Source organism: Methylomonas sp. EFPC3, assembly GCF_029643245.1.
GTDB classification, from domain to species: domain Bacteria; phylum Pseudomonadota; class Gammaproteobacteria; order Methylococcales; family Methylomonadaceae; genus Methylomonas; species Methylomonas koyamae_B.
The window spans coordinates 3868024-3893297 of the sequence record NZ_CP116398.1; the positions used below are offsets into that span (position 1 = coordinate 3868024).

24 protein-coding genes are annotated in these 25274 nt (G+C 56.8%); 14 read left to right on the forward strand and 10 right to left on the reverse strand.

Annotated elements, in window-relative coordinates; all coding sequences use genetic code 11:
- Positions 1 to 112: 112 nt before the first annotated feature.
- Positions 113 to 1819, forward strand: a complete 1707-nt coding sequence (locus tag PL263_RS17505; RefSeq protein ID WP_278210567.1) for a DUF885 domain-containing protein — start codon at positions 113 to 115, stop codon at positions 1817 to 1819.
- A gap of 64 nt (positions 1820 to 1883) precedes the next feature.
- Here the strand turns inward: PL263_RS17505 and PL263_RS17510 are convergent, their stop codons facing one another.
- From PL263_RS17510 to amoA, 4 genes are all read right to left on the reverse strand, one after another.
- A complete protein-coding gene (locus tag PL263_RS17510; RefSeq protein WP_278210568.1) occupies positions 1884 to 3026 on the reverse strand; it encodes an MFS transporter in 1143 nt (380 codons plus the stop codon).
- A gap of 154 nt (positions 3027 to 3180) precedes the next feature.
- A complete protein-coding gene (gene amoC / locus PL263_RS17515) occupies positions 3181 to 3954 on the reverse strand; it encodes a bacterial ammonia monooxygenase, subunit AmoC (protein ID WP_278210569.1) in 774 nt (257 codons plus the stop codon).
- A gap of 16 nt (positions 3955 to 3970) precedes the next feature.
- The gene (amoB, locus tag PL263_RS17520; protein ID WP_278210570.1) at positions 3971 to 5209 is read right to left on the reverse strand and encodes a bacterial ammonia monooxygenase, subunit AmoB; all 1239 of its coding nucleotides are present in this window, start codon (positions 5207 to 5209) and stop codon (positions 3971 to 3973) included.
- Positions 5210 to 5220: 11 nt separating this feature from the next.
- Positions 5221 to 5973, reverse strand: coding sequence for a bacterial ammonia monooxygenase, subunit AmoA (gene amoA, locus PL263_RS17525; protein WP_150047785.1), 753 nt, complete (start codon positions 5971 to 5973; stop codon positions 5221 to 5223).
- 250 nt (positions 5974 to 6223) lie between these two features.
- Here amoA and PL263_RS17530 point away from each other — a divergent pair, with 250 nt between their 5' ends.
- Positions 6224 to 7159, forward strand: coding sequence for a LysR family transcriptional regulator (locus PL263_RS17530; RefSeq protein ID WP_278210571.1), 936 nt, complete (start codon positions 6224 to 6226; stop codon positions 7157 to 7159).
- On the opposite strand, the gene PL263_RS17535 is transcribed toward PL263_RS17530, so the two are convergent.
- Together PL263_RS17535 and PL263_RS17540 are read right to left on the reverse strand one after the other, a co-directional pair.
- Positions 7156 to 8250 (reverse strand): L-dopachrome tautomerase-related protein, encoded by a 1095-nt coding sequence (locus PL263_RS17535; RefSeq protein WP_278210572.1) that lies wholly within the window; start codon positions 8248 to 8250, stop codon positions 7156 to 7158. The two genes, PL263_RS17530 and PL263_RS17535, sit on opposite strands and share 4 nt — an antisense overlap.
- Before the next feature lie 195 nt (positions 8251 to 8445).
- Complete coding sequence (locus PL263_RS17540; RefSeq protein ID WP_278210573.1) at positions 8446 to 9261, reverse strand: DUF2797 domain-containing protein; 816 nt, start codon at positions 9259 to 9261, stop codon at positions 8446 to 8448.
- Between the two features lie 71 nt (positions 9262 to 9332).
- Here PL263_RS17540 and ppa point away from each other — a divergent pair, with 71 nt between their 5' ends.
- Positions 9333 to 9878, forward strand: a complete 546-nt coding sequence (gene ppa, locus PL263_RS17545; protein WP_140912521.1) for an inorganic diphosphatase — start codon at positions 9333 to 9335, stop codon at positions 9876 to 9878.
- A gap of 36 nt (positions 9879 to 9914) precedes the next feature.
- Here ppa and PL263_RS17550 read toward each other — a convergent pair whose 3' ends face one another.
- Both PL263_RS17550 and PL263_RS17555 read right to left on the reverse strand, forming a co-directional pair.
- Complete coding sequence (locus tag PL263_RS17550; protein WP_278210574.1) at positions 9915 to 10772, reverse strand: transglycosylase SLT domain-containing protein; 858 nt, start codon at positions 10770 to 10772, stop codon at positions 9915 to 9917.
- 334 nt (positions 10773 to 11106) lie between these two features.
- A complete protein-coding gene (locus tag PL263_RS17555; protein WP_278210575.1) occupies positions 11107 to 12459 on the reverse strand; it encodes a sigma 54-interacting transcriptional regulator in 1353 nt (450 codons plus the stop codon).
- A 291-nt stretch (positions 12460 to 12750) separates the two neighbouring features.
- On the opposite strand from PL263_RS17555, the gene PL263_RS17560 reads away from it, so the two are divergent.
- The 9 genes from PL263_RS17560 (at position 12751) to fae (ending at position 20628) form a co-directional block, all read left to right on the forward strand.
- A complete protein-coding gene (locus tag PL263_RS17560) occupies positions 12751 to 13440 on the forward strand; it encodes an MBL fold metallo-hydrolase (protein WP_278210576.1) in 690 nt (229 codons plus the stop codon).
- Positions 13441 to 13450: 10 nt separating this feature from the next.
- On the forward strand, positions 13451 to 14392 hold the full coding sequence (locus tag PL263_RS17565) for a sulfite exporter TauE/SafE family protein (RefSeq protein ID WP_278210577.1): 942 nt from the start codon (positions 13451 to 13453) through the stop codon (positions 14390 to 14392).
- 76 nt (positions 14393 to 14468) lie between these two features.
- The gene (locus tag PL263_RS17570; RefSeq protein ID WP_278210578.1) at positions 14469 to 16283 is read left to right on the forward strand and encodes a multicopper oxidase domain-containing protein; all 1815 of its coding nucleotides are present in this window, start codon (positions 14469 to 14471) and stop codon (positions 16281 to 16283) included.
- A 131-nt stretch (positions 16284 to 16414) separates the two neighbouring features.
- A complete protein-coding gene (locus tag PL263_RS17575) occupies positions 16415 to 16600 on the forward strand; it encodes a hypothetical protein (protein WP_278210579.1) in 186 nt (61 codons plus the stop codon).
- The gene (locus tag PL263_RS17580) at positions 16590 to 18149 is read left to right on the forward strand and encodes a cytochrome ubiquinol oxidase subunit I (RefSeq protein WP_278210580.1); all 1560 of its coding nucleotides are present in this window, start codon (positions 16590 to 16592) and stop codon (positions 18147 to 18149) included. The genes PL263_RS17575 and PL263_RS17580 overlap by 11 nt, the downstream gene beginning before the upstream one ends.
- 10 nt (positions 18150 to 18159) lie before the next feature.
- Positions 18160 to 18669: an aspartate carbamoyltransferase gene (locus PL263_RS17585; protein WP_278210581.1), complete on the forward strand. Its 510-nt coding sequence runs from the start codon at positions 18160 to 18162 to the stop codon at positions 18667 to 18669.
- An 18-nt stretch (positions 18670 to 18687) separates the two neighbouring features.
- Positions 18688 to 19827 (forward strand): cytochrome d ubiquinol oxidase subunit II, encoded by a 1140-nt coding sequence (cydB, locus tag PL263_RS17590; protein WP_278210582.1) that lies wholly within the window; start codon positions 18688 to 18690, stop codon positions 19825 to 19827.
- Positions 19828 to 19839: 12 nt separating this feature from the next.
- Positions 19840 to 19974, forward strand: a complete 135-nt coding sequence (gene cydX, locus PL263_RS17595; protein ID WP_140912511.1) for a cytochrome bd-I oxidase subunit CydX — start codon at positions 19840 to 19842, stop codon at positions 19972 to 19974.
- Between the two features lie 102 nt (positions 19975 to 20076).
- Entirely contained in the window at positions 20077 to 20628 is a 552-nt protein-coding gene (gene fae, locus PL263_RS17600; RefSeq protein ID WP_140912510.1) for a formaldehyde-activating enzyme, read from the forward strand.
- A gap of 23 nt (positions 20629 to 20651) precedes the next feature.
- On the opposite strand, the gene PL263_RS17605 is transcribed toward fae, so the two are convergent.
- Complete coding sequence (locus PL263_RS17605; protein WP_278210583.1) at positions 20652 to 21566, reverse strand: LysR substrate-binding domain-containing protein; 915 nt, start codon at positions 21564 to 21566, stop codon at positions 20652 to 20654.
- 268 nt (positions 21567 to 21834) lie between these two features.
- Here PL263_RS17605 and PL263_RS17610 point away from each other — a divergent pair, with 268 nt between their 5' ends.
- Positions 21835 to 23478: a methyl-accepting chemotaxis protein gene (locus tag PL263_RS17610; protein ID WP_278210584.1), complete on the forward strand. Its 1644-nt coding sequence runs from the start codon at positions 21835 to 21837 to the stop codon at positions 23476 to 23478.
- A gap of 594 nt (positions 23479 to 24072) precedes the next feature.
- Positions 24073 to 24843, forward strand: coding sequence for an ATP-binding protein (locus PL263_RS17615; RefSeq protein WP_140912507.1), 771 nt, complete (start codon positions 24073 to 24075; stop codon positions 24841 to 24843).
- On the opposite strand, the gene PL263_RS17620 is transcribed toward PL263_RS17615, so the two are convergent.
- Complete coding sequence (locus tag PL263_RS17620; protein WP_186289579.1) at positions 24828 to 25238, reverse strand: oxidoreductase; 411 nt, start codon at positions 25236 to 25238, stop codon at positions 24828 to 24830. The genes PL263_RS17615 and PL263_RS17620 overlap by 16 nt on opposite strands.
- Between the last annotated feature and the right edge of the window lie 36 nt (positions 25239 to 25274).

A 25274-nucleotide genomic window follows, 5' to 3' on the forward strand; every position in this document is an offset into this window, starting at 1 on the left:
GGATCGATCGTGCCCGCAGCGCCGTTTGTTCGTTGCCGCAGGGATTGCTGTCGTTGATTCGGTAACCCGGTTATCATCCCGTTCTATTTGATTGCTTTATGTGGGAGGCACGATGACCGAGTCTAACCGTTGCAGCCGGACCGGATCGTTTTGGCTAAGTTGCTGGCTGATGCTGTTTACCCCTCTTTCTATTGCAGATAGCAAACCACCCGCCTGGCCGACCTTCGTTGAAGAATTCATCGCCGGCTATTTCGAACAACAGCCCACCTTCGCCGCCGACGCCGGCCGGCACGAGTTCGACGGCCGCTTGCCGGACTGGAGCCCGGCAGGTTTGCGCCGCACCGAACGCTGGCTGGAAACGCAGCGGCTGCAAGCGCTAGCGTATCCGGACCAGGCGCTGACGCCGGCGCAACGTTTCGAGCGCGACTATTTGTTGGCGACCGTCGCCAAGGAATTGTTCTGGCGCCAAGTCGCGCGGCGGCCGTTCAAGAGTCCGCAGTTTTATGCCGGCGCGCTGGACCCTAACCTTTACATCAGCCGGCCCTATGCGCCGTTGCCCGAGCGGATGCGGGCGTTCATCGCCTATGCCGGCAACGTGCCGCGGGCCGCGGCGCAGATTCGCGCCAATCTGGAACTGCCGCTACCGCGCACTTATATCGACATCGGCAAAACTGTGTTCGGCGGCCTAGCCAAATTTTACGAAGCGGAGGCCAAGGCAGCCTTTGCCGATGTCGCCGATCCGGCGCTGCAACGCGAATTCGCCGAGCAGGTCGGGCCGGCGGCGCAGGCGCTACGCGAGTTGGTGGATTGGCTGGAGCAGCAAAGGCCGGCCGCGACCGAGTATTTCGCGTTGGGTCCGGAAAAATTCAGCCGGATGCTGGCCGACACCGAGGCCGTCGAGATACCGTTGCCGCAATTGGAGCAGATGGGCCGCGCCGATTTACAACGTAATCTGCAAGCATTGGCGCAAGCCTGCCGCCGCTTCGCACCCTCGTCGACCACCGCCGAATGCGTGGCCCAAGCCGAGGCACACAAGCCGCCGGCCGGTCCGGTGGCGGCCGCCACCGAGCAACTCAAACACTTGAAAGCCTTCGTCGCCGAGCGGCAATTGCTGACGATTCCCAGCGACGACGAAGCAACTGTGGCGCCGTCGCCGCCTTATGCCCGCTGGAATTTGGCTTACATCGATATTCCGGGGTCTTACGAGCACGGCTTGCCGTCGGTGTATTACGTGGCGCCGCCCGACCCGGCCTGGACCGCGGCCGAGCAGGCCGCCTATTTGCCCGGTCAGGCCAATTTGCTGTTCGTGTCGGCGCACGAAGTCTGGCCCGGCCATTTTCTGCAGTTTTTACACGCGCATCGGGCCGGTTCCAAGTTTGCGCAGTTGTTCGGCAGCTATGCCTTTTCCGAGGGCTGGGCGCATTACGCCGAGGAATTGGTCTGGGAAGCCGGCCTGAATAATGGCGACCCGGAAACCCACATCGGCCAGTTGGTGAACGCCTTGCTGCGCGACGTGCGTTTTCTGGCGGCGTTGGGTTTGCACACCCAGGGCTGGAGCGTCGAGCAGGCTGAGCAAATGTTTCGGGAGCAAGCCTTTCGCGACCCAGGCAACGCCCGCCAGCAGGCCGCGCGCGGCACTTTCGATCCAGCCTATCTGAATTACACCTTGGGTAAATTGCTGATTCGGCAATTGCGCGACGACTGGTGCGCCAAGCGCGGCGGCCGCGCCGCCTGGCGCGAATTTCACGACACGTTTTTAAGCTACGGCTCGCCGCCGATTCCGTTGGTCAGCAAGGCAATGTTGGCCGGACGGGACTGAGCGGTTGGTTGTTCGATTGACGATTGATCAGGAATCCCTCGACTTCGATTAAGCAAAAGCGCCGCTAGGGATTCACTACCGTGCCAACTGCTTTGGGCTCTTTGATTAACACTACAATGCCGGTTGCGACAAACGCGAACAGGCCTGACGCAACAAACGCCAGGTTGTAGTCACCCATCAAACTATGGACGTACCCGGCACTGTAGGCGGCAATGGCCGCCCCGATTTGATGCGCGAAGCAAATCCAGCCGAACACCACGCCGACGTTTTGTTTGCCGAATAAGTCCGCGGTCAAAGCCGAGGTGGCCGGAATGGTGGACAACCAATTCATGCCGTAAATAATCGAGAACATCATCAATTGTCCGGTAGTGTCGATGCCGGGCAGCATTATCAGCGTCGCGCCTCTGAGGGTGTAATACAACGCCAGCGGCCAGCGCTTGCCGTAGCGGTCGCACAGCCAGCCGGAGAAAATCGTGCCGAACACATCGGCCGCGCCCATTACCCCCAGCGACATCGCCATGGTCATGTCGCTGAAGCCGTGTTCGATGCCGTGCGGAATCAAATGGGTTTGAAAAAGCCCGGAGGTGGTTAAACCGCAAATGCCAAAACTCGAAGCCAACAGCCAGAATTGCGGGCTGCTCATGGCCGAGCGCATGGGATTGCTATCGGGCGTGAGTATTGTTGCGTGTGCGCCATTGCCGCCGTAGGGCAACAGGCCTTTGGATTCGGGATTGTCTCTTAAAAATTTCAGGACCAAAGGTAAAGCCAGCAAGCCTAACGCGACGGCGATAAACAGCGTCGCCGCGCGCCAGCCTTCATGAACATTGATCTGCATCAGGACCGGGGTGAAGACTAACTGGCCGGAGGAGAAGGCGGCGCCCAATATCCCTAACGCGAGCCCCCGATGTTGATGGAACCAGCGATTGATCAACGCCGATCCCATAATCATGGAAGTGCCGCCGGAACCCGCGCCGATCAGTAATCCCCAAAACAAATACAGTTGCCAGGTTTCCTGCATAAAAACGCTGCCACCGGCGCCTGCCACCGATAAAATCAAGGTGATAACGCTGATGCGTTTGGCGCCGTATAAATCCATCAACCTACCTAGAAATGGACCTGCAAGGCCGAATAACAGCAGATTGAGCGAAATCGCCCCGCTAATGGTTTCCCTGTTCCAAGCAAACTCCTGTTCCAGGGCCATCATCATGATCCCCGGCACTGAGCGCAGTGCCGAAGCCACAAACAAGCACAGAAACGTGACCGCGAGGACTATCCAGGCATAATGAACTGAATAGGCGCGACTCTTTGGCATTGTTGCTAAGGACTTAACCATTTTCGTAAAGGTTTAGTTGAAAACAGACTTATTCAGCCTCTTCGATTTTGTCCAGCAGTTCGATCAGCCGGGTCACCCCTTGCAGCAGGATGCCGCCGACCCCCAAGGCGAACCAGACACCGATCACAAACCCCCAATGAATCGGCGCGGCGAAGAATTCTTCTCTAAACCAGAAGGTATGTCCCCACTCGTTGAAACCGACGCTGACCAAAATCATGAACGGCCCGAACACCGCCAAGGTCAAGGGCAGCGAGATGCCTTTGGCATACAAGGGCAAGCGGGTTCTGGCGTATAGCCAGGCGCAGCCGCCCAAGATCACGTACAGCGGGAAGTTGAAATAAAACTCGATGATGTGATTGGCAGTAAACGGCGTATCGCGAATTGCCACCTGGTGCCAGGAGTTGTCCTGTTCGGCAAAATAACTGCCGGCCCAATACACCGCAAAGGTGTAAATGCTGATCCACATCGTCAAGGTGAAATAGCGGCGAATTTCTTCCTTGGGTGCCAGTTGCTCCAGATTCCGGTCGCGCGTGGTCCATAAATACCCCCAAAAACCGCTGGCGACGGCAGCGATAATCGCTAGTTCGATATAAAACAGCCGCATCCAGTATTGCTCGAACGCAGGTTCCGTGGAATCCAAACCGTGTTCTATGGCAAAAGCACCCTGATACAGTCGTAAACCGACATAGATCACGGTCAATATGCCAAAGCCCTTTAAATATTTGGGTAAGTCGATCAAATACCAAGGCAATGATTTAGGGTTTTCGCTGCTTAAGCTAACGTGTTCTGTCGTGGTAGCCATGATGGTTGCTCCTGAATTAATTGAATTTGGGAATGACGGCCGCGGAAATACTGGAGATATAGCGTTTTCCCATCACGTCGTCGTAAAGGAACAGCAAACCGCCGACACGGCTATCCGCGTCTTTGATCAGTCCATCCAGCTTTTCCGACTCCCAGGCCGCATCGCGCACTTCAATCGTGACGGTGCGTTGTTCGCCGGGTGCTATAGGCGTGTTGTTATCCAGGTTCAGGCCGTTATTGCTGACGTCATCCTTGCCGGGCATGTGGCCCACATCGGCTAATTCAGCGTTCATGAAATGCACGTTGGAGCTGGAAAACTCGCCGATTCTGACCGCCCCTTGGCTGCGATTGTCGACACTCACCTGCAACAGCATGGCACGTTGCGCCACGTTGTATTCCGCTTTGATGGCGTCCACATTGACCGTTCCGGCATTGACTTGAGCCGGCAAAGGCAAAATCCGATCCAATCCCGCTTGTAACGGAATAGCGTCCGGGTAACGGTTGGCAGTGACGGCATTCAGCGCCAATACCAATACCGGCACCCCCACTAACACGGCTTTAGCGATGAGTTTGTCCTGAGCGGTGATCAACTCCTGTTCCAAACCGGCATCCAGCATGCGGTAACGGCTGATGAACAAGGGACGACGCACCCACCACAACAACCAACCGGCAGCCAACACCCCCCAGAACAGGTGCCAGAATACGCCGTTGGCAAAGCCGAAGTTCTCCATGTCGATCACTTCGCCGTTAATGGTTTTAAGCGTATTGCGGAAGTCGCCGGGATCGCCGCCAATGTCCAACCACACCCCTGGGCCCATCACCTGTCCCGCGTCTTTTAAATTAAAAAACGGGTGAATGTGATAACGCCCAGGCAAACGGCCTTTCAAGACCACTTTGAACTCGTAGTCACCACCAGGCTCCAGGGACACTGAATTGGTCCAAGGTTTACCGTTTAGGTAGCGCTCGGTACGAATCAGCACGGGTCCCGGCGTGGAGATATTCAAGAAACTGGCTTCCGGCTTTGGCACACTGATCGGCCAGTCTTCGGCAACATGAAACTTGCCGCTGACACTGACTTCATCGTTGACGTTGAATTTTTGCGTGGACCACTGCACGTCGTACCACTGGATGGTGCGCATCCGAATGAACGGCTCCAAGGCTTTTTCGCCATGGGCCTGAGCGGTGGGTACTGTCAACACCGACAACACATTCAAGCAAAGCAATGCCAACAGCCAAGGTTTAAAAAGTACTTTCATGGCTGGTCTCCTTAAATGCTTTTCAGATAACGGGTATCGGCGAACCATTTACCGATATACCACCAGAGCGGATACATCAACGAACATAACAGCGCCGAACAAAAGGCCGCCAACGGTGTAGCGTACTGGCCGTAGGTTCGCAGGGTGCCGCGCTCGATAATGCGCAGGTATTCCGGCATGCCGGTGCGGATATATTGGAAGCCGAATAAATCGGCGACAGTCAACTGGCTGTTGTGGTATTCGACCGCTTGGTGGAACATGCCGAAGATCGGCCAATTGGTGGGATAGAACAACAAGGCAAACGCCGCGCCGCCGAAGATGGAGGTGATGGTCAGGCTGTTGGTCAGCATCAACAAAGTATCCAATACCAAAGCGCCCGGCACCATGGTGGCCGGTAACACCATGTTGATGGGGAAATAATTCCAGTAATGATAGGCAAACACGCGGGTGACCCAGGTACCGAGTAATAAGGCCGCGACACAGAGGGTGGCGCCCAACGGTAGACGGAATTTATCCCACAACACCGCCTGTACGGCGGCAGGAAAAGTAATGCCGATTAGCGGCGTCACCAACGGCCACCATTGCCGGTCCTTCCAGTCGACCCAGAAATCCCAGTCGCCGACGGTCAGGGCAAAATGCAGATGAAACGAGCCGATGAACAAGAATAGGGCCAGGACCAGGATCAGATAATCGTAAGCTCTGACCAGCCGGGCTTTCTCGCCCCGGTAAGGTTTGAATGTGGAAATAGGAATGTGTGCGGACATAAAGTGATACCCCCGAATGGTGCCGTCGCAAACGACTGTCGATGTGATGGTTTGAGCGCGCCACCGGCCTAAAAGCCACCCTTGGGGAGTTAAACCGGATTGGTCGATAGCCGCGCTCGCGGTATAAGGTAGGGATGTTTCGACGCGCTGTGAAATGGTGAAATTTCATTCGGATCGATGAAGACTGTTCATACCGCCCGGCCGCGAATTTGTTTAGGATGCGGGGGCAAATCATTGAGGACATTTGCCGATGGCCAATCTACGCACCTTCGACCTGAACCTGTTGCTGGCTTTCGACGTATTGATGCGGGAACGCAATGTCACCCGCGCGGCGGAATCCATGTTCGTTACCCAGTCGGCCATGAGCCACACTCTGCATCGCTTGCGTCAGCATCTCAACGACCCGGTACTGGTCAAATCGCCCGTCGGCATGCAGCCAAGCGCGCTGGCGCTGGCCTTGGTGGAGCCGGTGCGCAGTCTGCTACAGGAGATGGAACGCTTGCTGGAGGCGCCCCAAGCCTTCGATCCGGCATCCAGTCAGCGCCGTTTCACTATTGCCGCCACCGATTACATGGAGCTTTTAATCTTGCCCGAATTATCGGAATTAATCGAACAGTCCGCTCCTGGCGTGGATATCCATGTCAAACGGACGGAGTCCGCCTTTCCTCTGACGCAGTTGGAAAACGGCAACCTGGATGTGGTTTTGGGTTTTGCCTCGGTACTGAATCCACCCGCGCATTTGCACTGCGAACACTTATTCATGGATCGCATGGCTTGCGTCGTCAGGCAGGACCACCCAAAGATCAAAGCGGCACCTTCGTTGGAGGACTATTTGGCGGCCACGCATATGCTGATCTCCAGAACCGGCGATAAATTGGGGGTAATTGACGAGAAATTGCTGGAGTTGGGTTTGGAACGGCGCATCAATTTCATCGTGCCGCATTTTTTGTCGGCGCCCTTGATCGTTGCCCAGTCCAATATGATTTTGTCCTTACCCTATCGCTTGGCCATCGCCTTTCAAAAACTGGTGCCACTGCAAGTATTGCCGGTGCCGGTCAGTTTGCCGGACTACGATTTGGCGATGATCTGGCATCCGCTATGGGAAAAAGATCCGGCCCACGCTTGGTTGCGCGAGCAAATCAACGCTATAGGCCGGAAAATAAGCGCATCCCAAATCAAACTTTAACGTCCGGGTAGGCCGGCGGCTAAGGCTTTGACCTTCAGCAAAAAGTAAGGCGATTTGGATTGATTATCGCCGCCGTTCAGAGTGGCCGAACGATGCAAGCGGTTAACCACGGCATACAGTTGTCCATTGGCGCCGAAGCTGAATGAGTCTACCCATGACAACCGTGGGCATTGTGCCAATTGCCGGTATTGGCGGTTGGGCTCTATCACGCCAATCGCATTATTGGCCAAGTCCCCCAGATAGATATTGTTATTTTCATCAATGCTGATGCCGTCCGAGATCGGTTTGTCGCTATAGCGTTCAACATGCTGAGCGAGTTCTTGAGCCGTTAACGACTCATTGATCAAGTCGGCGGCTTTAATCCGGTAAAGGCCGAGGCCATGCATCGGCCCGAAATACACCCATTCGTTGGCTAAATCCTCGGTAATCGGATTTACGCCAATATGCGGTTTCACCAATTCGCCGGATGGGGTTTTCACCTGAATCGGCACATTGTCGATGACCAAATCGACGTTTTCCGGCACCACACTTTTATGACCTTCCAGCACGCGCCTGGCAGCGCCGGTCGACAAATTGACCACGATCAGGGCGGCATTCGCGCCACCGGCCGGATCGCTGATGAAGGCATGGTTGTGCTGGGCATCCAAGGCAAAGTCGTTAACGAAGGCATCTTTCGGCGCGATAGGCGCGGGTAAATAAATCAAGCGTTGGAGTTTGTTGGTTTTGCTATTCCAACCGACCAATTTGGGTGTCACGCCGCTACGCATGCCGTTGTCCAGCATCCAGACAATACCGTTGGCGTCGGAGCGGATACCCAAGACCGAGTCGAGCTTGATCGACGCAGTCGAATCGGCCGCGGACATTTCCCTGTTCGGAAAAGGCAGCAAGGCTTGATCCTGGTACTCCACCACCGTGTATTGCGGTTGATAAAACTGGTGTTGGCTCATGATGATCCGGCCGTTGGCGGTGGCCGTGACATTGCCCGGTCCGGTATCGAGGTTGGCTAATACATCGAAATTGGCACGGCTGTCCGCCGAGGCCTCAAAAGCAAGAATCAGCAGAACGGCGCAGGACAGGGTTAACCGGTTCATCGGCGTCTCCGTAAGTTAATGGGGTGGGCCATAACATACGAGATCGCGAAATCAGTGTTAAATGACATTAATTAATCGAGGGCCATGCATTCGATTTATGACGGATTCAGGGGACGCACCGGCCGGACCTGTCGTTTTGTATCAGTAAATGCGTTGCCGATTCAGTGGGTCAAAAAATGTCGTGGCGGGTCGAGGTCAAACTTCGGCTTCGATTTCGTAGCCGGCGTATTTGCGGATGTTGATCACGCCGCTGTCGAAAATTAGGTATTGGCCTTTGATGCCGAGCAAGGTGCCGGAGACGGTCGGGTCTTTGTCGATGTTGAAGGATTTGACCTTGGTCGGGTATTCCAGCACTGGATAATGCAGTTGCATCGCTTCGGCATCCGCGAGCAAGGTCGGCGGTTGATCGGGGAAACCTTCGGCTATCGAAGCCAGTTCGGATTGGCACTTGCTAAGCAGTTCGTCGCGTAAGGCGGGCAGATCGAGTTCGACGGTGTTGTTTTTCAACATTTGCTGCCAACTGGTCTTGTCGCTGACGTGGGCGGCCAGAGCGACTTCGATCAGGCCGGACAAGTGGCGGGAGGCGACTTCGAATACCGGGATGGCTTGCACGGCGCCCTGGTCGATCCAGCGGGTCGGGATTTGCGAGCGGCGGGTGATGCCGACTTTGATGCCGGACGAGTTGGCCAGATAGACGATATGCGGCTGGAAACAAAACTCCTCGCCCCAGCTCGGTTCGCGGCAGGTGCCGGCGGCGTAGTGGCAGGTTTCCGGCTTCATGATGCACATGTCGCATTGCGCCAGTTTGATGAAGCAGGGGTAGCAATAGCCTTGGTTGAAGCTTTTGTTGGTCTTTTTCGCGCAATGCACGCAAAAGATTTTGCCGGTGTGGCGCAGCGTCAACGGCTTGCCCAGCAGCGGATTTAACGGGAGTTGTTGCTCGCCCACCGGCAAGCTGTATTGCACCGGGCTGGCCAGTTCGCTGCGCATTTTTTCCAGACTGCCTATCACTCGATTAATCCTGTTTCAGCGGTAACGGCGGCTATAATGACAGCGTTTCCAGCTTACTCAAAGAGGATTTGATGTCATTCATGCAAGTGGCCGCGGGCGGCAATATTCCTTACGAAATTAACGTCGTCGTCGAAATTCCGGCGTTCAGCGATCCGGTCAAATACGAAGTGGACAAACACACCGGCGCCTTGACGGTGGACCGGTTCATGGGCACCGCGATGCAGTATCCGTGCAATTACGGTTACATCCCGCAGACTTTATCCGAGGACGGCGACCCGGTGGACGTGATGATCATTACCCCGGCGCCGTTGTTGAGCGGCTGCGTAATCAACTGCCGTCCGGTCGGGATTCTGAAGATGATAGACGAGGCCGGCCCGGACCCGAAATTGCTGGCGGTACCGATGCCGCGTCTGACGCCGTTTTACAACCACGTCACCGACTACCGCGATTTACAGCCCGACAAATTGGCCAAAATCACCCATTTCTTCCAGCATTACAAAGATTTGGAAGAAGGCAAATGGGTCAGTGTGGAAGGTTGGGGCGGGGTGGAAGATGCTAGGCAGGAGATCATGGCCAGCGTGGCCCGCTATAAACAGTCGCATAGCAGCCGCGGCTGAGCGGCCGCTCCGGCAACCATCGCGCAGATTGCCGGGCTAGGTTTTTTGTTCGATGGTGAGTTTGGTTTGCAGTTGTTCCGGCGGTACCGGGTGGGTCGGTTTCTGGTAGGAAGCCAGAATATGCTTCACATAATTGCGGGTTTCCTGGTACGGCGGGATGCCTTGGTAACGCTCGACGGCGCCTTCGCCGGCGTTGTAGGCGGCCAGGACCAGATCGACCTTGCCTTCGAAATGGCGCAACAGCCAGTGCAGATAAGCCGTGCCGCCCTTGATGTTTTGAATCGGATTGAAGCTGTCTTTGACGCCGAAACGTTCGGCGGTGGCCGGAATCAGTTGCATCAGGCCTTGGGCGTTTTTATTGGATAAGGCGCTGGGGTTGAAAGCCGATTCGGCTTGAATCACCGCCATGACCAAGGCCGGATCGATGCTGTAGACCGGGGCGATTTGCTTGACCCAGCTTTCCACCAGCTCGCGGTTCGGATTCGGCGCCGCAACCAGTTTGATCTCGGGTGCTACCGGCGGCGGTTGGCAGGCCGGATCGTTGGTCGGGATCGCATCGCCGAAACGGGCCAGCATCTTTTTGGCATGGGCGTCGCCGCGGTCGGCGGCCTGTTTGAACCAGTGGCTGGCCAGCGGCAGGCTGCGGGCGACGCCGCGGCCGTTGAAATACATGAAGCCGATGCTGTAAGCCGACTCGGCGTCGCCTTGCAGCGCCGCTTGGCAGTACATGTCGAAGGCTTGGCGGTAGTCTTGTTTGACGAGGCGGCCGTGTTCGAAATCGGCTGCGGTTTGGCGGATTTGGGCCAGATTGACGGGGTTTGCCTGGTCGGCGCCGGCTGGGGCGTTAGCCAGAACCAACAAGAGTGCCGTTAGGGCGTGGCGTTTCAAGTTCATAAAAATCTCGTTCTGTATTGCTGTGACAAGGCTTTGTGCAAGCCCGGCCGGAAAAGGATGAAACGTCATCCTCCAAGCTTCCAGCTACCGTATACATTGCAAGTGCTTGATCGCCCATCCGGCCGAATCTCCCTGCATTTGCGCCATGCGCCGCATTCGCGGCGCCGCAGCTCCCGTCGGCTCGGAATGCCAACAAATTCAAGCTGTTTCGCACTATACCCACCCAATCGACTAGGCAATATTGCCCATATGGGCAATTCGGTCGACCGACTATACCACAGCGCGGCGACGCGCCAAACATTCGCCTGGCGTCGCGGCGACGGCGGGCAAGACCTCAAAGTCCGTGTTTTTTGCGTTTACGCCAGAATGTGGCGCGGCTCATGCCGGCATAGCGCGCCGCTTGTTCCAGATTGCCGGCGCCGATTTCCAAGGCTTCGCGGATCAGCGCCGCTTCGGCGGCCGGTTTCGGTCGCGATAGCGGTTGGGCCGGTTGCGGCATCGGCGGACGGACCGGCTCGCGGAATTCCGGCGGCAGATCGGCGATACCCAACTCGCCGCCGCGACCGACCGCATAGGCGTATTCGACTACGTTATTCAATTCTCTGACATTGCCGGGCCAATCATAATCCAGCAACAAGCGCATCGCTTCCGGCGCGATGCGGTCTACGAAGCGATGGCCCTGCAGATTGTGCCGATTGATCAGGTGTTGTAACAGCAGGCCGATATCGAGCCGGCGTTCCCGCAACGGCGGCAGAAAGATCGGCACCACCCGCAGCCGATACATTAAATCCTCGCGGAAACGGCCGGCCTTGACTTCTTCCCGCAACGAGCGGTGGGTGGCAGCGATGATGCGGACATCGACGCTGACCGGGTGGTCGCCGCCGACCGGAATGAAATTGCGTTCCTGCAACACCCGCAGCAACTTGGCTTGCAACTCCAGCGGCAGCTCGGCAATTTCGTCCAGAAACAGGGTGCCGCCGTTGGCGCGCTGAAACAGCCCGGCGTGGTTGCGTACCGCCCCGGTAAAGGCGCCCTTGACGTGGCCGAACAATTCGCTTTCCAGCAGGCTCGGGGTCAGCGCCGCGCAATTGATCGCCAGAAACGGCTGGTAGTGGCGCGGGCTTTCCAAGTGCAGCGCGTGTGCCACCATTTCCTTGCCGGTGCCGGATTCGCCGCGGATCAATACCGTGGCTTCGGTCGCGGCGACGTTGCGGATGATCTGGATCGCTTCCAGCATTTTCGGATCGCGGGTCAGAATGCCATGGAAGGTTTCCCCCGTCGGCTGCGGCAATCCCGCGGTTTGATGTTGCGGCTGCAGATATTCGATTGCGCCGGCAAAGTTGCCGGCATTGTCGTAAAAGGCTTTGGCGGTACGGTAGCAATCCAGCGTCCGCCCGTCCGGGTGTTGGATACGGATTGCCTGGGCTTTGACGATGCCAAGTTGGGCCAGATTGCACGGGTCGTTAGCGTTGTCGCAATTCAAAGCGGTTTTGCAGGGTTTGCCTACCGCGCTGGCGGCGCTCAAGCCGAGCAGTTGTTCGGCGCCCTTGCTCCACAGCAGGATGTCGCTGTTGGCGTCGACGACAAACACCGCACCGGTTTCGAATAAGTCGGTCATCACCTCCAGCACTTGATCGGCGCCGATTTGCCCAAGCCAGCGTTTCAGCTGCGGTGAGGAAAAGGCCATGTGTTTACTCCGCGATGTTTCAAGTTTTGTTTCAAGTGTATCACTGCTGTTTCAGTGTTTCATTTTGAAACACAGCGCCAGCGGCCAGCCGGCGCCCGATTGGATCGGTTACCGGCAGTCGGAGACAACCACGCGAGATTTTTAGTCAAAACAAATGTCTAGCTCTGGCGGCTCCTGCCGCTGCGGCCTGAACCTCGCGCTGGCGGTTTGCGAACCTGCCTGGTGAAACTGGCATGAGTCTTGATATAGAAACATTAACTTATTCTTATTTTGCGATAAACGGAGCAGGTCATGATTTTCAGACAACTCTTCGAAACCGAAACCGCCACTTACAGCTATTTGCTCGGTTGCGAGCGCACCCGTCGCGCCTGCCTGATCGATCCGGTGGCGTCGGAATTGCCGCGGTACCTGGAACTGTTGCAAAGCCTGGATTTGAAACTGGTTTATACCCTGGAAACCCACGTTCACGCCGACCACATTACCGGTTCCGGCTTGCTGCGGGAAAAGGTCGGCAGCAAAAGCGTGGTACACCGCGATGCCGGCGCGATGTGCGCCGACTTGCTGGTGACGGACGGCGTGCCCTTGCAGGTCGGCGATTTGCAACTGGGAGTCCGGCATACGCCCGGCCATACCAACGGCTGCGTCAGTTACGTGATGGCGGACCGGGTCTTCACCGGCGACGCCTTGCTGATCGGCGGCAGCGGCCGGACCGATTTTCAACAAGGCGATGCCGGCCAACTCTACGACAGCATCACCGGCAAACTGTTTACCTTGCCGCCCGATACTCTGGTTTATCCCGGCCACGACTACCAAGGCAATACCGTTTCCACCATTAAACAGGAGATGGCGAAAAATCCGCGCTTGGGCGGCGGCAAGAGCCGCGACGAGTTCATCGCCATCATGAGCGAACTGAAACTGGCCTATCCGAAATTCATCGACCAGGCCTTGCCAGCCAACCAGGCGTGCGGCCTGTTGAGCTAGGAGCGCTGAGATGCTGACCGCTCTGGGTTTGGCGATCGGAATCGGCTTGCTGCTCGGCTTGTTGGGCGGCGGCGGCTCGATCCTGACCGTGCCGATGTTGGTGTATGTGTTGCAGGTGGCGCCGAAGACGGCAATCGCCACGTCGTTCGTCGTGGTCGGCGTCTCCAGCCTGATGGCATTGATACCGCATGCCCGGCGCGGCCACGTCTGCTGGAAAAGCGCCGTCGTGTTCGGCATCGCCGGCATGGGCGGCGCCTTTGGCGGCGGCCGTCTGGCCGGCCATATCTCGGGAGACTGGCTGATGGTGTTGTTCGGCCTGGTCACGCTGACCACCGGTCTGGCCATGATCTTCAAAAAAGCGGCGGCGGAGCCGGCCCCCGGCGTGCAGCCGTTGCCGATGTGCCCGTTGCGGACGCCGGTGTCGCGGCTGCTGTTCGACGGCGCTCTGGTCGGCGGCTTGACCGGTTTGGTCGGGGTCGGCGGCGGCTTTCTGATCGTACCGGCCTTGACGCTCTGGGTCGGCTTGCCGATGCCGGCGGCGATCGGTACCTCGCTGTTGGTGATCGTAATGAATGCGGTGGCCGGTTTCAGCGGTTATATCAACCACGCCGAACTGGATTTGGCGTTGACGGCGGTGGTGACGGTCGGCGCCGTGGCCGGTAGCGGCGTGGGCGCCTGGCTGTCGAATTTTCTCAGCGCGGCCGTTTTGCGTCGCGGCTTCGGCTGGTTTGTGGTGTTGGTGGCGATTTACGTGCTGTCGCAGGCTTTAACCGGCGAAGTGTGGTCCGCGGTATCCGCGGTGCAATTGGACGAGATCATCGCCGAAAAGCGGCTCTGGGGCGGGCTGGCTGCGGCGGCGTTACTGGCATGGATAGGCCGGCGCATTCATCGTCTTCGGCCGGACGCCGACGAGGAGAAGCGCCAAACCGGCTCAAAAATTAGAGTAGTCTAATATTTGTTAAGTCTGACTGATTAAGCGCTATCCGCTCAGGGTGGCAATAACTAGAAAAACGTAACAGGAGGGGGACATGTTAAATAAATTCAATAAATCGCGCCGGCAATTCTTTGCCCAAAGCGGAGTGGGTTTGTTGGCTTACGCCAGCATGCCCGGCTGGTTGCGGGCGATGGAGAACATGGGCGAGATGCCGAAAATGGCGCCGTTCAAGGCATCACCGAACTTTCATCCGGATGTCGAGCTGGACTTGTTCTGCCGGCCGTCTGATGTCGCGATTCTGCCAGGCCAAACCACCCGGGTGCAACGCTACTTCGCCAAACTGGTGAAAGGTCCGGCCGATACTCTGGCCGAGATCCCCGGTTCTTACCTCGGGCCGGTGATGCGCTTCGAAACCGGTCAGAAAATCCGCATCAATCTGCACAATCAGCTCGACGAGCCGACCATCACCCATTGGCACGGCTTGCACGTGCCGGCGGCAATGGACGGCCATCCGCTGTACGCGATCGACCAAGGCCAGAGCTTCGTCTACGAATTCGAGATGCTGAACCGGGCCAGTATGAACATCTACCACCCGCATCCGCATAACACGACGGCCAAGCAGGTTTACCACGGTCTGGCCGGGGCGATACTGGTCAATGACGCCGAAGAGCGGCGGCTGGAGTTGCCGAGCGGCGAATACGAAGTGCCGATCGTGATCCAGGACCGCAGCTTCGACGCCAGCAACCAATTGCAATACGTGCACGGCATGCACGACCGGATGATGGGATTCTACGGCGACCGCATCCTGGTCAACGGCAAAGCCGATTTTCAGCTCGACGTTGCCTGTCGGGCTTACCGTTTCCGCGTCCTCAACGGCTCAACGGCGCGCATTTACAAGCTGGCCTGGGACGACAATACCCCGCTGACCGTCATCGGCACCGATGGCGGCTTGCTGGAAGTGCCCGTCAACAAACCTTACGTGATGCTGGCCCCCGGCGAACGTTTGGATATCTGGGCGGATTTCAGCGGGCGTAAAGTCGGCTCGCAACTGGTACTGCGCAGCCGTTCTTTTTCCGGGGCGTTGCCGAAAATGGCCGAGCGGATGATGGGCAGTATGGGCGGCGGCGAACACGGCGGCGGCCGCGGCATGGGTATGCACGCCAATGCCGTGCCGATGGGCAGCGACTACCCGATTTTTAAAATCAAGGTAACGCGCCCAGTCGGCGACAGCCCGAAATTGCCCGACAGTCTGGCGCAAATCAAACGTTACTCATTGCACGACACCGCCAATCCCGCTAAACCGGTGCCGATCGGCATCTCCGAAGGGCCGATGCGAATGGTGTTGAACGGCCGGCCCTACGCCTATAACGACATCCTGCCCAGCGAACGGATTCCGTTCAATACCGTGCAACTGATGGAAATATTCCACGCCCACGGTGGTAACGGCGGGCATGGCGACAAAGCCGGCGGCGAACACGGCGCCGATTCGGGCAAACCGCAAGGCATGCGCCACGGCAACCAGGGCGAAGCAGGCGGCCGGCGCATGGGGGGGATGGGCATGGGCGGCATGAACCACGGCGGCGGCCAGGACGAGGGCGGCCATAAAATGGGCATGGGCGGAATGGGCGGCAACATGGGCATGATGATGTCGATGGCGCATCCTATTCATCTGCACGGCCAATATTTTCAGATATTAAGCCGTACTGTCGGTATGGGCGAAGGCGACGGTTACGCCACGGTCAAAGACGGTTTCATCGAAGGCGGCTGGAAGGATACCGTGTTGGTCATGCCCGGCGAGCGGGTACGCATCATCAAGCCGTTCCAGGATTTCAAAGGCTTGTTCATGTACCACTGCCATAATCTGGAACACGAAGACATGGGCATGATGCGCGACTTTTCAGTCGAGTAGCGGCAACCCCGTTTGGCGGTAGCGATCCGGCCCGGCTGGTTTCTGCCGCCTATCCGCGACCAATCGATCCTCAGGAGGTCGTCATGAACGACGCTAGCCCAGACCGTCCGCTTTTGCCGAAAACAAGCGCGTTGCGCTGGGAAATCGGTGCCGCAATCGGCATCAAATTGCTTTTGTTGGTCGGCTTGTGGTTTTTGATTTTCCGCTGGCAGGAACGTCCGGCCGCTAAACCCGATATCGCCGCGCATCTGGCTTTACCTGCAGCGGCTCAGCCATTTTCTTCTCAACCCGTAAAGGAGTCCGATCATGTTCGGTGACGATATTGTCATGCTCTCGCGGATGCAGTTCGGCCTGACCGCGCTGTACCACTTTCTGTTCGTGCCGCTGACGCTGGGCATGACCTTTATTCTCGGCATCATGGAATCGGTTTACGTGATGACCGGTAAAGCAGTCTATAAGGACATGGTCAAATTCTGGGGCAAACTGTTCGGCATCAATTTCGCGATGGGGGTTACCACCGGCCTGACGCTGGAATTTCAGTTCGGTACCAACTGGGCTTATTACTCGCACTACGTCGGCGACATCTTCGGACCCCTACTGGCTGCAGAAGGCTGGATGGCGTTCTTTCTGGAATCGACCTTCGTCGGTTTGTTCTTCTTCGGCTGGGACAGGTTGAGCAAGGTGCAGCATTTGATGGTGACCTGGTTACTGGCGGTCGGCACCAGCCTGTCGGCGCTGTGGATTCTGATCGCCAACGGCTGGATGCAGCACCCGGTCGGCGCCGAATTCAATTACGAAACCTTACGCATGGAGATGGCCAGCTTCGCCGACGTGTTCTTCAACCCGGTGGCGCAGGTCAAATTCGTGCATACCGTCGCCGCCGGTTACGTCACCGGCTCGATGTTCGTACTCGGCATCAGTTCCTGGTATCTGCTGAACCAGCGCGACATCGGCTTCGCCCGCCGCTCGTTTTCGATTGCCTCGGCCTTTGGGCTGGCGTCGGTGTTGTCGGTGATCGTACTCGGCGACGAGAGCGGTTATACCTCCGGCGAAACCCAAAAAATCAAGTTGGCGGCGATCGAATCGGAATGGGAAACCCATCCGGCGCCGGCCAGCTTCACCGTATTCGGCTTTCCGGATCAGGAAAACGAGCGCACCGATTTTGCGATCAAAATCCCGTATGTTCTGGGCCTGATCGCGACTCGCTCGATCGACGAGGATGTCAAAGGCTTGAAGGATTTGCGCCAGGAAAGCGCCGAGCGCATCAAAAGCGGCATGATTGCCTACGGCGAGTTGCAGAAACTGCGCGCCGGCGATTTGAGCGCCAAACCGGCTTTCGAGGCGCATAAAGCCGATCTGGGTTACGGCTTACTGTTGAAAAAGTACACGGAAAAGGTGATCGATGCCGACGCGGCGATGATCCAACAAGCCGCCAACGACACGATTCCCCAGGTGGCGCCGCTGTTCTGGACCTTCCGCATCATGGTCGCCTGCGGCTTCACGCTGCTGTTCATCTTTGCCATGAGCTTCTACTACTGCGCCACCCGCGTTGCGGACCAGAAGCGCTGGCTGATGCGGATGGCGGTCTGGTGTATCCCGTTGCCTTGGATCGCCGCCGAAACCGGCTGGTTCGTCGCCGAATACGGCCGCCAACCCTGGACTATCTCCGGCGTGTTGCCGACCCACATGAGCGTGTCGAGTCTGAGTGCGGATCAGCTTTGGTTCAGTATCGGCGGCTTTGCCTTGTTCTATACCGTGCTGCTCATCATCGAGATGTATTTGATGCTGAAGTATGTTCGCTTGGGGCCTAGCAGTTTGCACACCGGCCGCTATTATTTCGAACAATCTGCGGCCCTGGCCCATTAAGGAGGAAGTCGTGAAAAACATCGTATCGATCATAGTGCTGGCGGCGTTGGCTAACGTCGCCCTGGCCATTCCGCCGGTCGATCCGGCCCGGCTGGATCAAGTGGAGCAACGCGGCAGCCAAGTGATGCCGTTTGCGTTGGACAAAACCCTGCACGTGTTTACCCCATCGCCGAGCGGCGGCGTGCAGCAAGTGCTGGCGAAAAATGCCGGCGATGCCGAGCAAATCGGACTGATCCGCCAGCATTTGATCCATTTGGCGGCGGGTTTCGGCCGCGGCGATTTTTCCGGGCCGCGCCGAATTCACGGCGACGACATGCCCGGCGTGCAGGCCTTGAGCGCTGCGGCGGGGAAGGTGGTTTATCAATACCGCGAATTGCCCAACGGCGCCGAAATTGAATTCCAAACCGCCGAACCGGCCCTGGTCGAGGCGATACATGCGTATTTCGAGGCCCAGCTCAGCGACCACGCCCGCCATGCCATGCCGGGCGGCCATGTCCCGCATCACGACCATCCGCGCTAATAATTTCGGGAGTAAACCATGTTCGATTATGAAACGATTCGTCTGATCTGGTGGGTGTTCATCGGCGTTGTTGCCATCGCCTTTGCGGTGACCGAAGGCTTCGATTTCGGCGTCAGCGCGCTGTTGCCGTTCACCGGCAAAACCGACCTAGAGCGGCGAGTGGTGATCAATACCGTCGGCGCCACCTGGGAAGGCAACCAAGTCTGGCTGGTGCTGCTCGGCGGCGCCGTGTTCGCGATCTGGCCGGCGGTCTACGCCACGCTGTTTTCCGGCCTGTACGTGGCGATGCTGCTGGTGTTGTTCGCGTTGTTCTTTCGCCCGGCCGGGTTCGATTACCGCAGCAAGATCGAAGATCCGCGCTGGCGCAATGCCTGGGATTGGTGCCTGTTTCTGGGCGGTGCGCTGCCGCCGATTCTGCTCGGCGTGCTAGTCGGCAATTTGTTGCTGGGCTTGCCGTTTCATCTGGATCAAGATCTGCGGCCGTTTTACGACGGTTCGTTTTTTGCGTTGCTGAATCCGTTTGCCTTGTTGTGCGGTTTTGCCGGCTTACTGTTGACGCTGTTCCATGGCGCGTTGTTTCTGAAATGGCGTAGCGAAGGCGCGATCCACCAACGGGCGACGGCCACCGTTGCGGCGTTGGGTCCTCTGCTGCTAACGGCATTGGTCGTGATCACCGCCTGGGTGTTTTTGGCGATAGACCGGCCGGAAATCACGCAAATGGCCGCGGCCGATGCGCCTTCCAATCCGATGAACAAAACCGTTATCGCTCGCGGCGCCGGTTGGCTGCAGCATTTTAAAACCCACGCCTGGATGTGGCTGGCGCCGGCCGCCGGTTTCGGCGGCATCTTTTCGGCGTGGAAACTCGGCGCCGGCACAGCGCGGATGGCGGCGTTCTGGTCCAGCGCGCTGGGTATTGCCGGTATCGGTTTGACGGTCGGCTTCGGTTTGTTCCCGTTTTTGCTGATCTCCAAAACCGATCCGCGCTCCAGCCTGACCTTGTGGGATGCCAGTTCCAGCCATACCACGCTGCTGTTGGCATTCTGGATCACCGTGGTGTTCCTGCCGATCGTGCTGCTCTATACCCGTTTCGTGTACCGGGTGATCTGGGGCAGCGTCACCGAACAGACCGTTTTGCAAGATTCACACACCCTATATTGAGGAGAACAGACCATGTGGTATTTCGCTTGGATTTTAGGCGTCGGCTTCGCCGCCGCGTTCGGCATCATCAACGCCATGTGGCTGGAATCGGTATGCGATATCGATAACCACGGCATCGACCAGTCGTGCGATAGCCTGCGCAAGTAACGTCGGCCGGAGGGATGCGGCCCGCGCCTCCGCCTGCCTATTGCCGCGGGGGAGGCGGAGACATAGAATGCCGGCTCTGTTAACTGATTCCGAGGAGCCCCCATGTCAGATTCATATTGGTTTAGAACCGGCGAAGCCACCGTATTTTCCAGCGAGGGTCAAGGCACCGACGCGATGCCGGAAATCCTGATCGGCGACGTTAAAGGTCCGGCCGGCCACGCCTTCGCCAATCTGATGGGCCAAACCGCGGGCCACACCCGGATGTTCGCGATTCGCGCCACCAACCAGCAAGTGCGCCCGGCCACGATCATGGTGCCGAAAGTCACGATCAAATCCTCGGCCTACGTCAACCTGTTGGGCGGCCCGGTACAATCGGCCGTCGCCGACGCGGTGATCGACAGCGTCGCCGACGGCGTGATTCCGCGGCTGCAAGCCAATGAATTGTGCATCATCGCGATGATCTGGATCGATCCGTCTTGCGCCGACAACCCGAATCTAGACCGCAAGGACCTGTACCGCACCAACTACGAAGCGATGAAATTGGCGATCTCCAGAGCGATGAGCAACTCGCCCAGCATCGACGAGCTGATCGCCAACCGCCACAAAATCTTCCACGAAATGTACGATCCGGAGACCGGCGAGTCGCAGTGGTAAGCGGTTAGCACCACCGGCCGAAGTCAGGTCGCCGCGGTCGCGTCGATCTGGTCGGCGCGGTCGACTATCGCAGCCTTCTCGACCAGCCCGCTCAGTTGTCGAATCAACTCGCCGCGGGCACTGGTTTTGCGCCACACCAGGCCGATGGTGCGGCTGGGCGCCGGTGCCGCAAACCGGATGTAACGGATGCCCGGCTCGTGGCGCACCGCAATCTGCGGGATGAAGGTCACGCCGGTGCCGGCATGTACCATTTGCCGCAGCGTTTCCAGGCTGGTAGCGCGGACGTCCTGCTCTTCGTCGGCGCCGACGGTTTGGCAAACTTGCAAGGCATGGCCGCGCAGGCAATGCCCCTCGTCCAACAACAGCAAATGCTCGCCTTGCAAATCGGATTGTTCGACCACGCTGTTGAAGGCCAGCGGATGGCTATCGGCCACCGCCAACAAAAATTCGTCGTCGAACACAGCCTTGCTCTCCAGAAAATCTTCGTAAACCGGTAGCGCCAACAGCGCGCAGTCCATCTGCCCGCTTTTGAGTTGCTGAATTAGTTGCTCGGTTTTCTCCTCCACCAGGATCAGCCGAATTCGCGGCAAGGCCTGTTTGATCAGCGGCACCAATTGCGGAAACAGGTAGGAAGCCATGGTGGGGAACGCGCCTAAGCGCAGATTGCCGGCTAGAGGGTCCTGCGCCGTGGCGGCCAGTTCCTTGATAATCGCCTGTTCTTTCAGAATTCGTCTGGCCGAGGCGATGATGCGCTCGCCCAACTCGGTCGGCAGCACTTTTTTATTGGTGCGCTCGAACAACTGTATCCCCAGCTCGTCCTCCAGTTTCTTGATCTGGGTACTCAACGTCGGCTGGCTGATGCAGCAGCGGTCGGCCGCCTGCACGAAACTACGCAAATCGGCCACGGCAATCAAATAGTGCAAATCCCGTAAATTCACGTTTTCTCCATGTTTCGATTATTGCGCATCGTCCCAGCTGCACGTGGTAAGTGTTACCCGTTTGTCCGCGCTGCCAATACTCTTACACCACCTATTCTAAATGACTGGAAATTATTGTTCAGTACTGCTGAGCGGACGGTTTTTTCGGCGTTTTGCGCAAAGGTCCGGTCTACTCTGTTAGACCGCTAGCAACATATTGGCTACGGCGGTTGGAAAATCTGAAATTTCGGTAATACTGCTTTTTCAAAAAGTCGGTCAGGAGAGTTGTATGCTTAACCGTGTCGAAATCGGCAAACGCCTGAGCGCAGCGTTTTTTAGCGCCAGTTTTATTACATTACTAACCGGCATAAGCGGTATTTATTTTATCGATGTGGTCGGACATACCGGAGTCTATGTCGGAGAGGCTGCGGCGCCGCTGGTTGATGCAGTCATGGAATCGAAACTGCTCGCGACTGAAGCCCATTTGAAATTCGAGGAAATTATGGGTGGCGATAACGCTGAGTCTATAGACAGTGTGAATCTGTTGATGGACAAATCTAGCTGGTTCCTGGAAGCAATAGCCCACGGCGGCGAAAGCGAAGAAGGCAAGTTTATAGCGGTCGAAAATCCGGCTACTCTGGCGCGAGTCGATGCGTCACGACAGAAACTTCAGGCCGTGCGCACCATGTTGGCCAGACGTTATGCCACACTGGGTCAAAATATCGGCGAAGACCAATTTCATAAGCTGGATGCGCAGTTCGACGCGGATTTCGAGGCGTTTATCGATGAAGTTGACCAGTTGGAAACTGCAATCCAGATCGACGTTAAGGATTCGCTAAAAAAATTGCACGACACCACGGAAGAAAGCAAATTGATACTGTCGGCTTTGATCGGTGCCGCTTTGATTAGCGCGCTCTTGCTCGGTCGGTTGACGACGCAATCGATTACGCAACCGCTGAGTCAATGTTTGCTGATTGCCAAGCAGATTCAGAACGGAGATTTGACTGCGAAAGTTGCGCCGCTGGGTGAGGATGAAATCGCCCAGCTACTGCTGGCTTTGGATACTATGCGGCGGCGTCTGCTGGATATTATCAGCGGTATAGCCGACAACGTGACAATGTTGAATCGGGCTGCCGAATCTTTGGCCTCGGCATCGTCTCAAAGCGAACGGGCCAGCGTAGTAGAGGCTGAAACATCGGAAATGATGGCGAATTCGGTAGAAAAGCTGTCGCAGGCGATCGATCAGATCGGCCGGCAAGCGAAAACCGTGTACGAAGTGGCGGAACACTCCGGTAATCTTTCGCTCACCAGCGGTACGATAATCCAAGAGACGGCCAGTAAAATTACTGATGTAGCGGCTGCGGTGAAATCCACCGCCGTGACGATTCAGGAGCTGGAGGACTTTTCCGGCCAGATTTCCGGGATCGTCAGCATCATCGGCAGTATCGCCGATCAGACCAATCTGCTGGCGTTGAATGCGGCAATAGAAGCGGCTCGGGCTGGCGAACAAGGCCGCGGATTTGCGGTGGTAGCGGACGAAGTGCGCGCGCTAGCCAAACGTACGGCCAGTTCGACCCACGAAATTATCGATATGGTAGGCAAAATACAGGTCAATACCAAACATGCCGCGGAGGAGGTCGAATCGGGTGTCAGAAAAGTGAACGACGGTGTGGCGTTGGCGGGTAAGGCCGCAACGTCGATTACCGATATTCGCGATAGCAGCCATCATGTCAGTAGTGCAATTGGTGAAATCACCGGCATTTTGGCAGACCAAGCTAACGCGACTCGTGAAATGGCGAAACGTATAAAAATGATCGCTGATAGCGCTGCCGACAACTGCAGTACTGCGGCAGGCGCGTCCCGCTCGGCGCAAGAATTGGCGCGTCTGGCGCAAAATCTCGAGCGCGTCGTTTCGGGGTTTAAAATCGTATGAGTCAAGACAGTGCAGCTTGGTTGACGCTTGATGCCTGTTTGCGGGTGACAACGAAACTGGATCGGTTCTACGTTAGCAAAGATTTGCACAGCCATCTGGTTTATCGGAAGTTTTGTGCATATTGTTGTTGATATCTTGTGGTAGCTGGAAAGCAGGCTTGTTTTTCAAAGACATTTGTCGCTTGCGTAGCATGTATCCTATCCCCCGCAGATGCTAAAAAGCCGGAGTTGGGGGCGGGTACGGGGGGTAAACTGCACGAGATCGCCGATTTATACACAGAAACTGTGGAAAAAATTGTTGGCAACATATTGGCTGTGTTGCTATGTTTTTGTTTTTAATTGGTTTCCGTTGGGTGGTTCGTTATTGGCCACACCTCAAATTCCCCGTCTAAAGCCAACAAAATCAGTAAAATTTTTAGTCCTATGGTCGAGCCTGACAGAAATGCACTGGTGATTCGAGTCTAGTCACAGAAGTTGTGGATAAGTCTGTTGGCAAACCGTTAAAAACCAAGCTAAGTGCCCGTCCCAACTAAACTGGCGTTAAATTGGCTAAAAATTATACAATCCGACTATCCCTTCAAACCTGAATTTGAACATGATCGATTGGAACAACACCTATGCAGCCATTTGGCGCCAGCGCCAGGAATATTTGCGGCCGGTTCGGCATATCGATCCGATCCGGCTGCAGCAACTGCTTGGCATCGAGTCGCAAAAACGGCAACTGGTCGATAACACTTTGCGTTTCCTGGCCGGTCTGCCGGCGAATAACGTTTTGTTGTGGGGCGCGCGCGGTACCGGCAAGTCGTCGCTGGTCAAGGCCTTGTTCAACGAATACATGCACGAAGGTTTGCGTTTGATCGAAGTCGATAAACAGGATCTTCTGTATTTGCCGGAAATCGTCGACGACATTCGCGAGCATCGGCAACGCTTCATTATCTATTGCGACGACCTGTCGTTCGAGGCCGGGGACAGTCTTTACAAGCCGTTGAAAAGCGTGCTGGAAGGCTCGATCGAGCTGCCGCCGGAAAACGTGCTGTTTTACGCGACTTCGAACCGGCGCCATTTGCTGCCGGAACAGATGCGGGACAATCTCGATACTTTACTGGTGGACGGCGAGGTGCATTATTCCGATGCCGTCGAAGAAAAAATTTCGTTGTCGGACCGCTTCGGTCTGCGTTTGGGGTTTTATCCACAGCAGACCCAGACATATTTGGACATTGTCGACAGCTATTTCCCGGATTACCGCGGCGATCGCGAGGTGTTGCACAAGGCGGCTTTGGATTTTGCCCATACGCGCGCTGCTAAAAACGGCCGTACCGCCAAGCAGTTTTTTAACAGCGTCAGCGACGGTCAGGCCGGGTTTTGATCGTCTCCGAGCCATTCGTGCAAGCGGTTGGGAGCTCCCAGCATGAATTTGAGGATTTCGTTGCGGGCGGTTTCTGCCGCAATCCCGCGGGCGACTAAAGTCTGCAATAAACACTGGAATTGCTCGCGGCTGCGGTGGCCTGGTGCGGACATATCGCGCCGGCAACTGAATTCGTCCATTAGGGTGGAACCGCAGCGGCAATTGCGAAAAACTTCTACTATCGCCATGCCTTGATCGTCGACGAACGACTTTAACGATGAGCGGCCGCCGGGCATGTCGCCGGTTTCGCGGAAAAATTGTTCAGGCCCGCTAAAAACGCGGCCGCAGTTCGGACAGCGTTTCGGAAAAGCCGATTGCAGCAGGGCTTGCAGCCCTTCAAACGCTTCGATTTTCATGGTTTTTGCGATTGCCCTAAACATTCCTACGCAGCG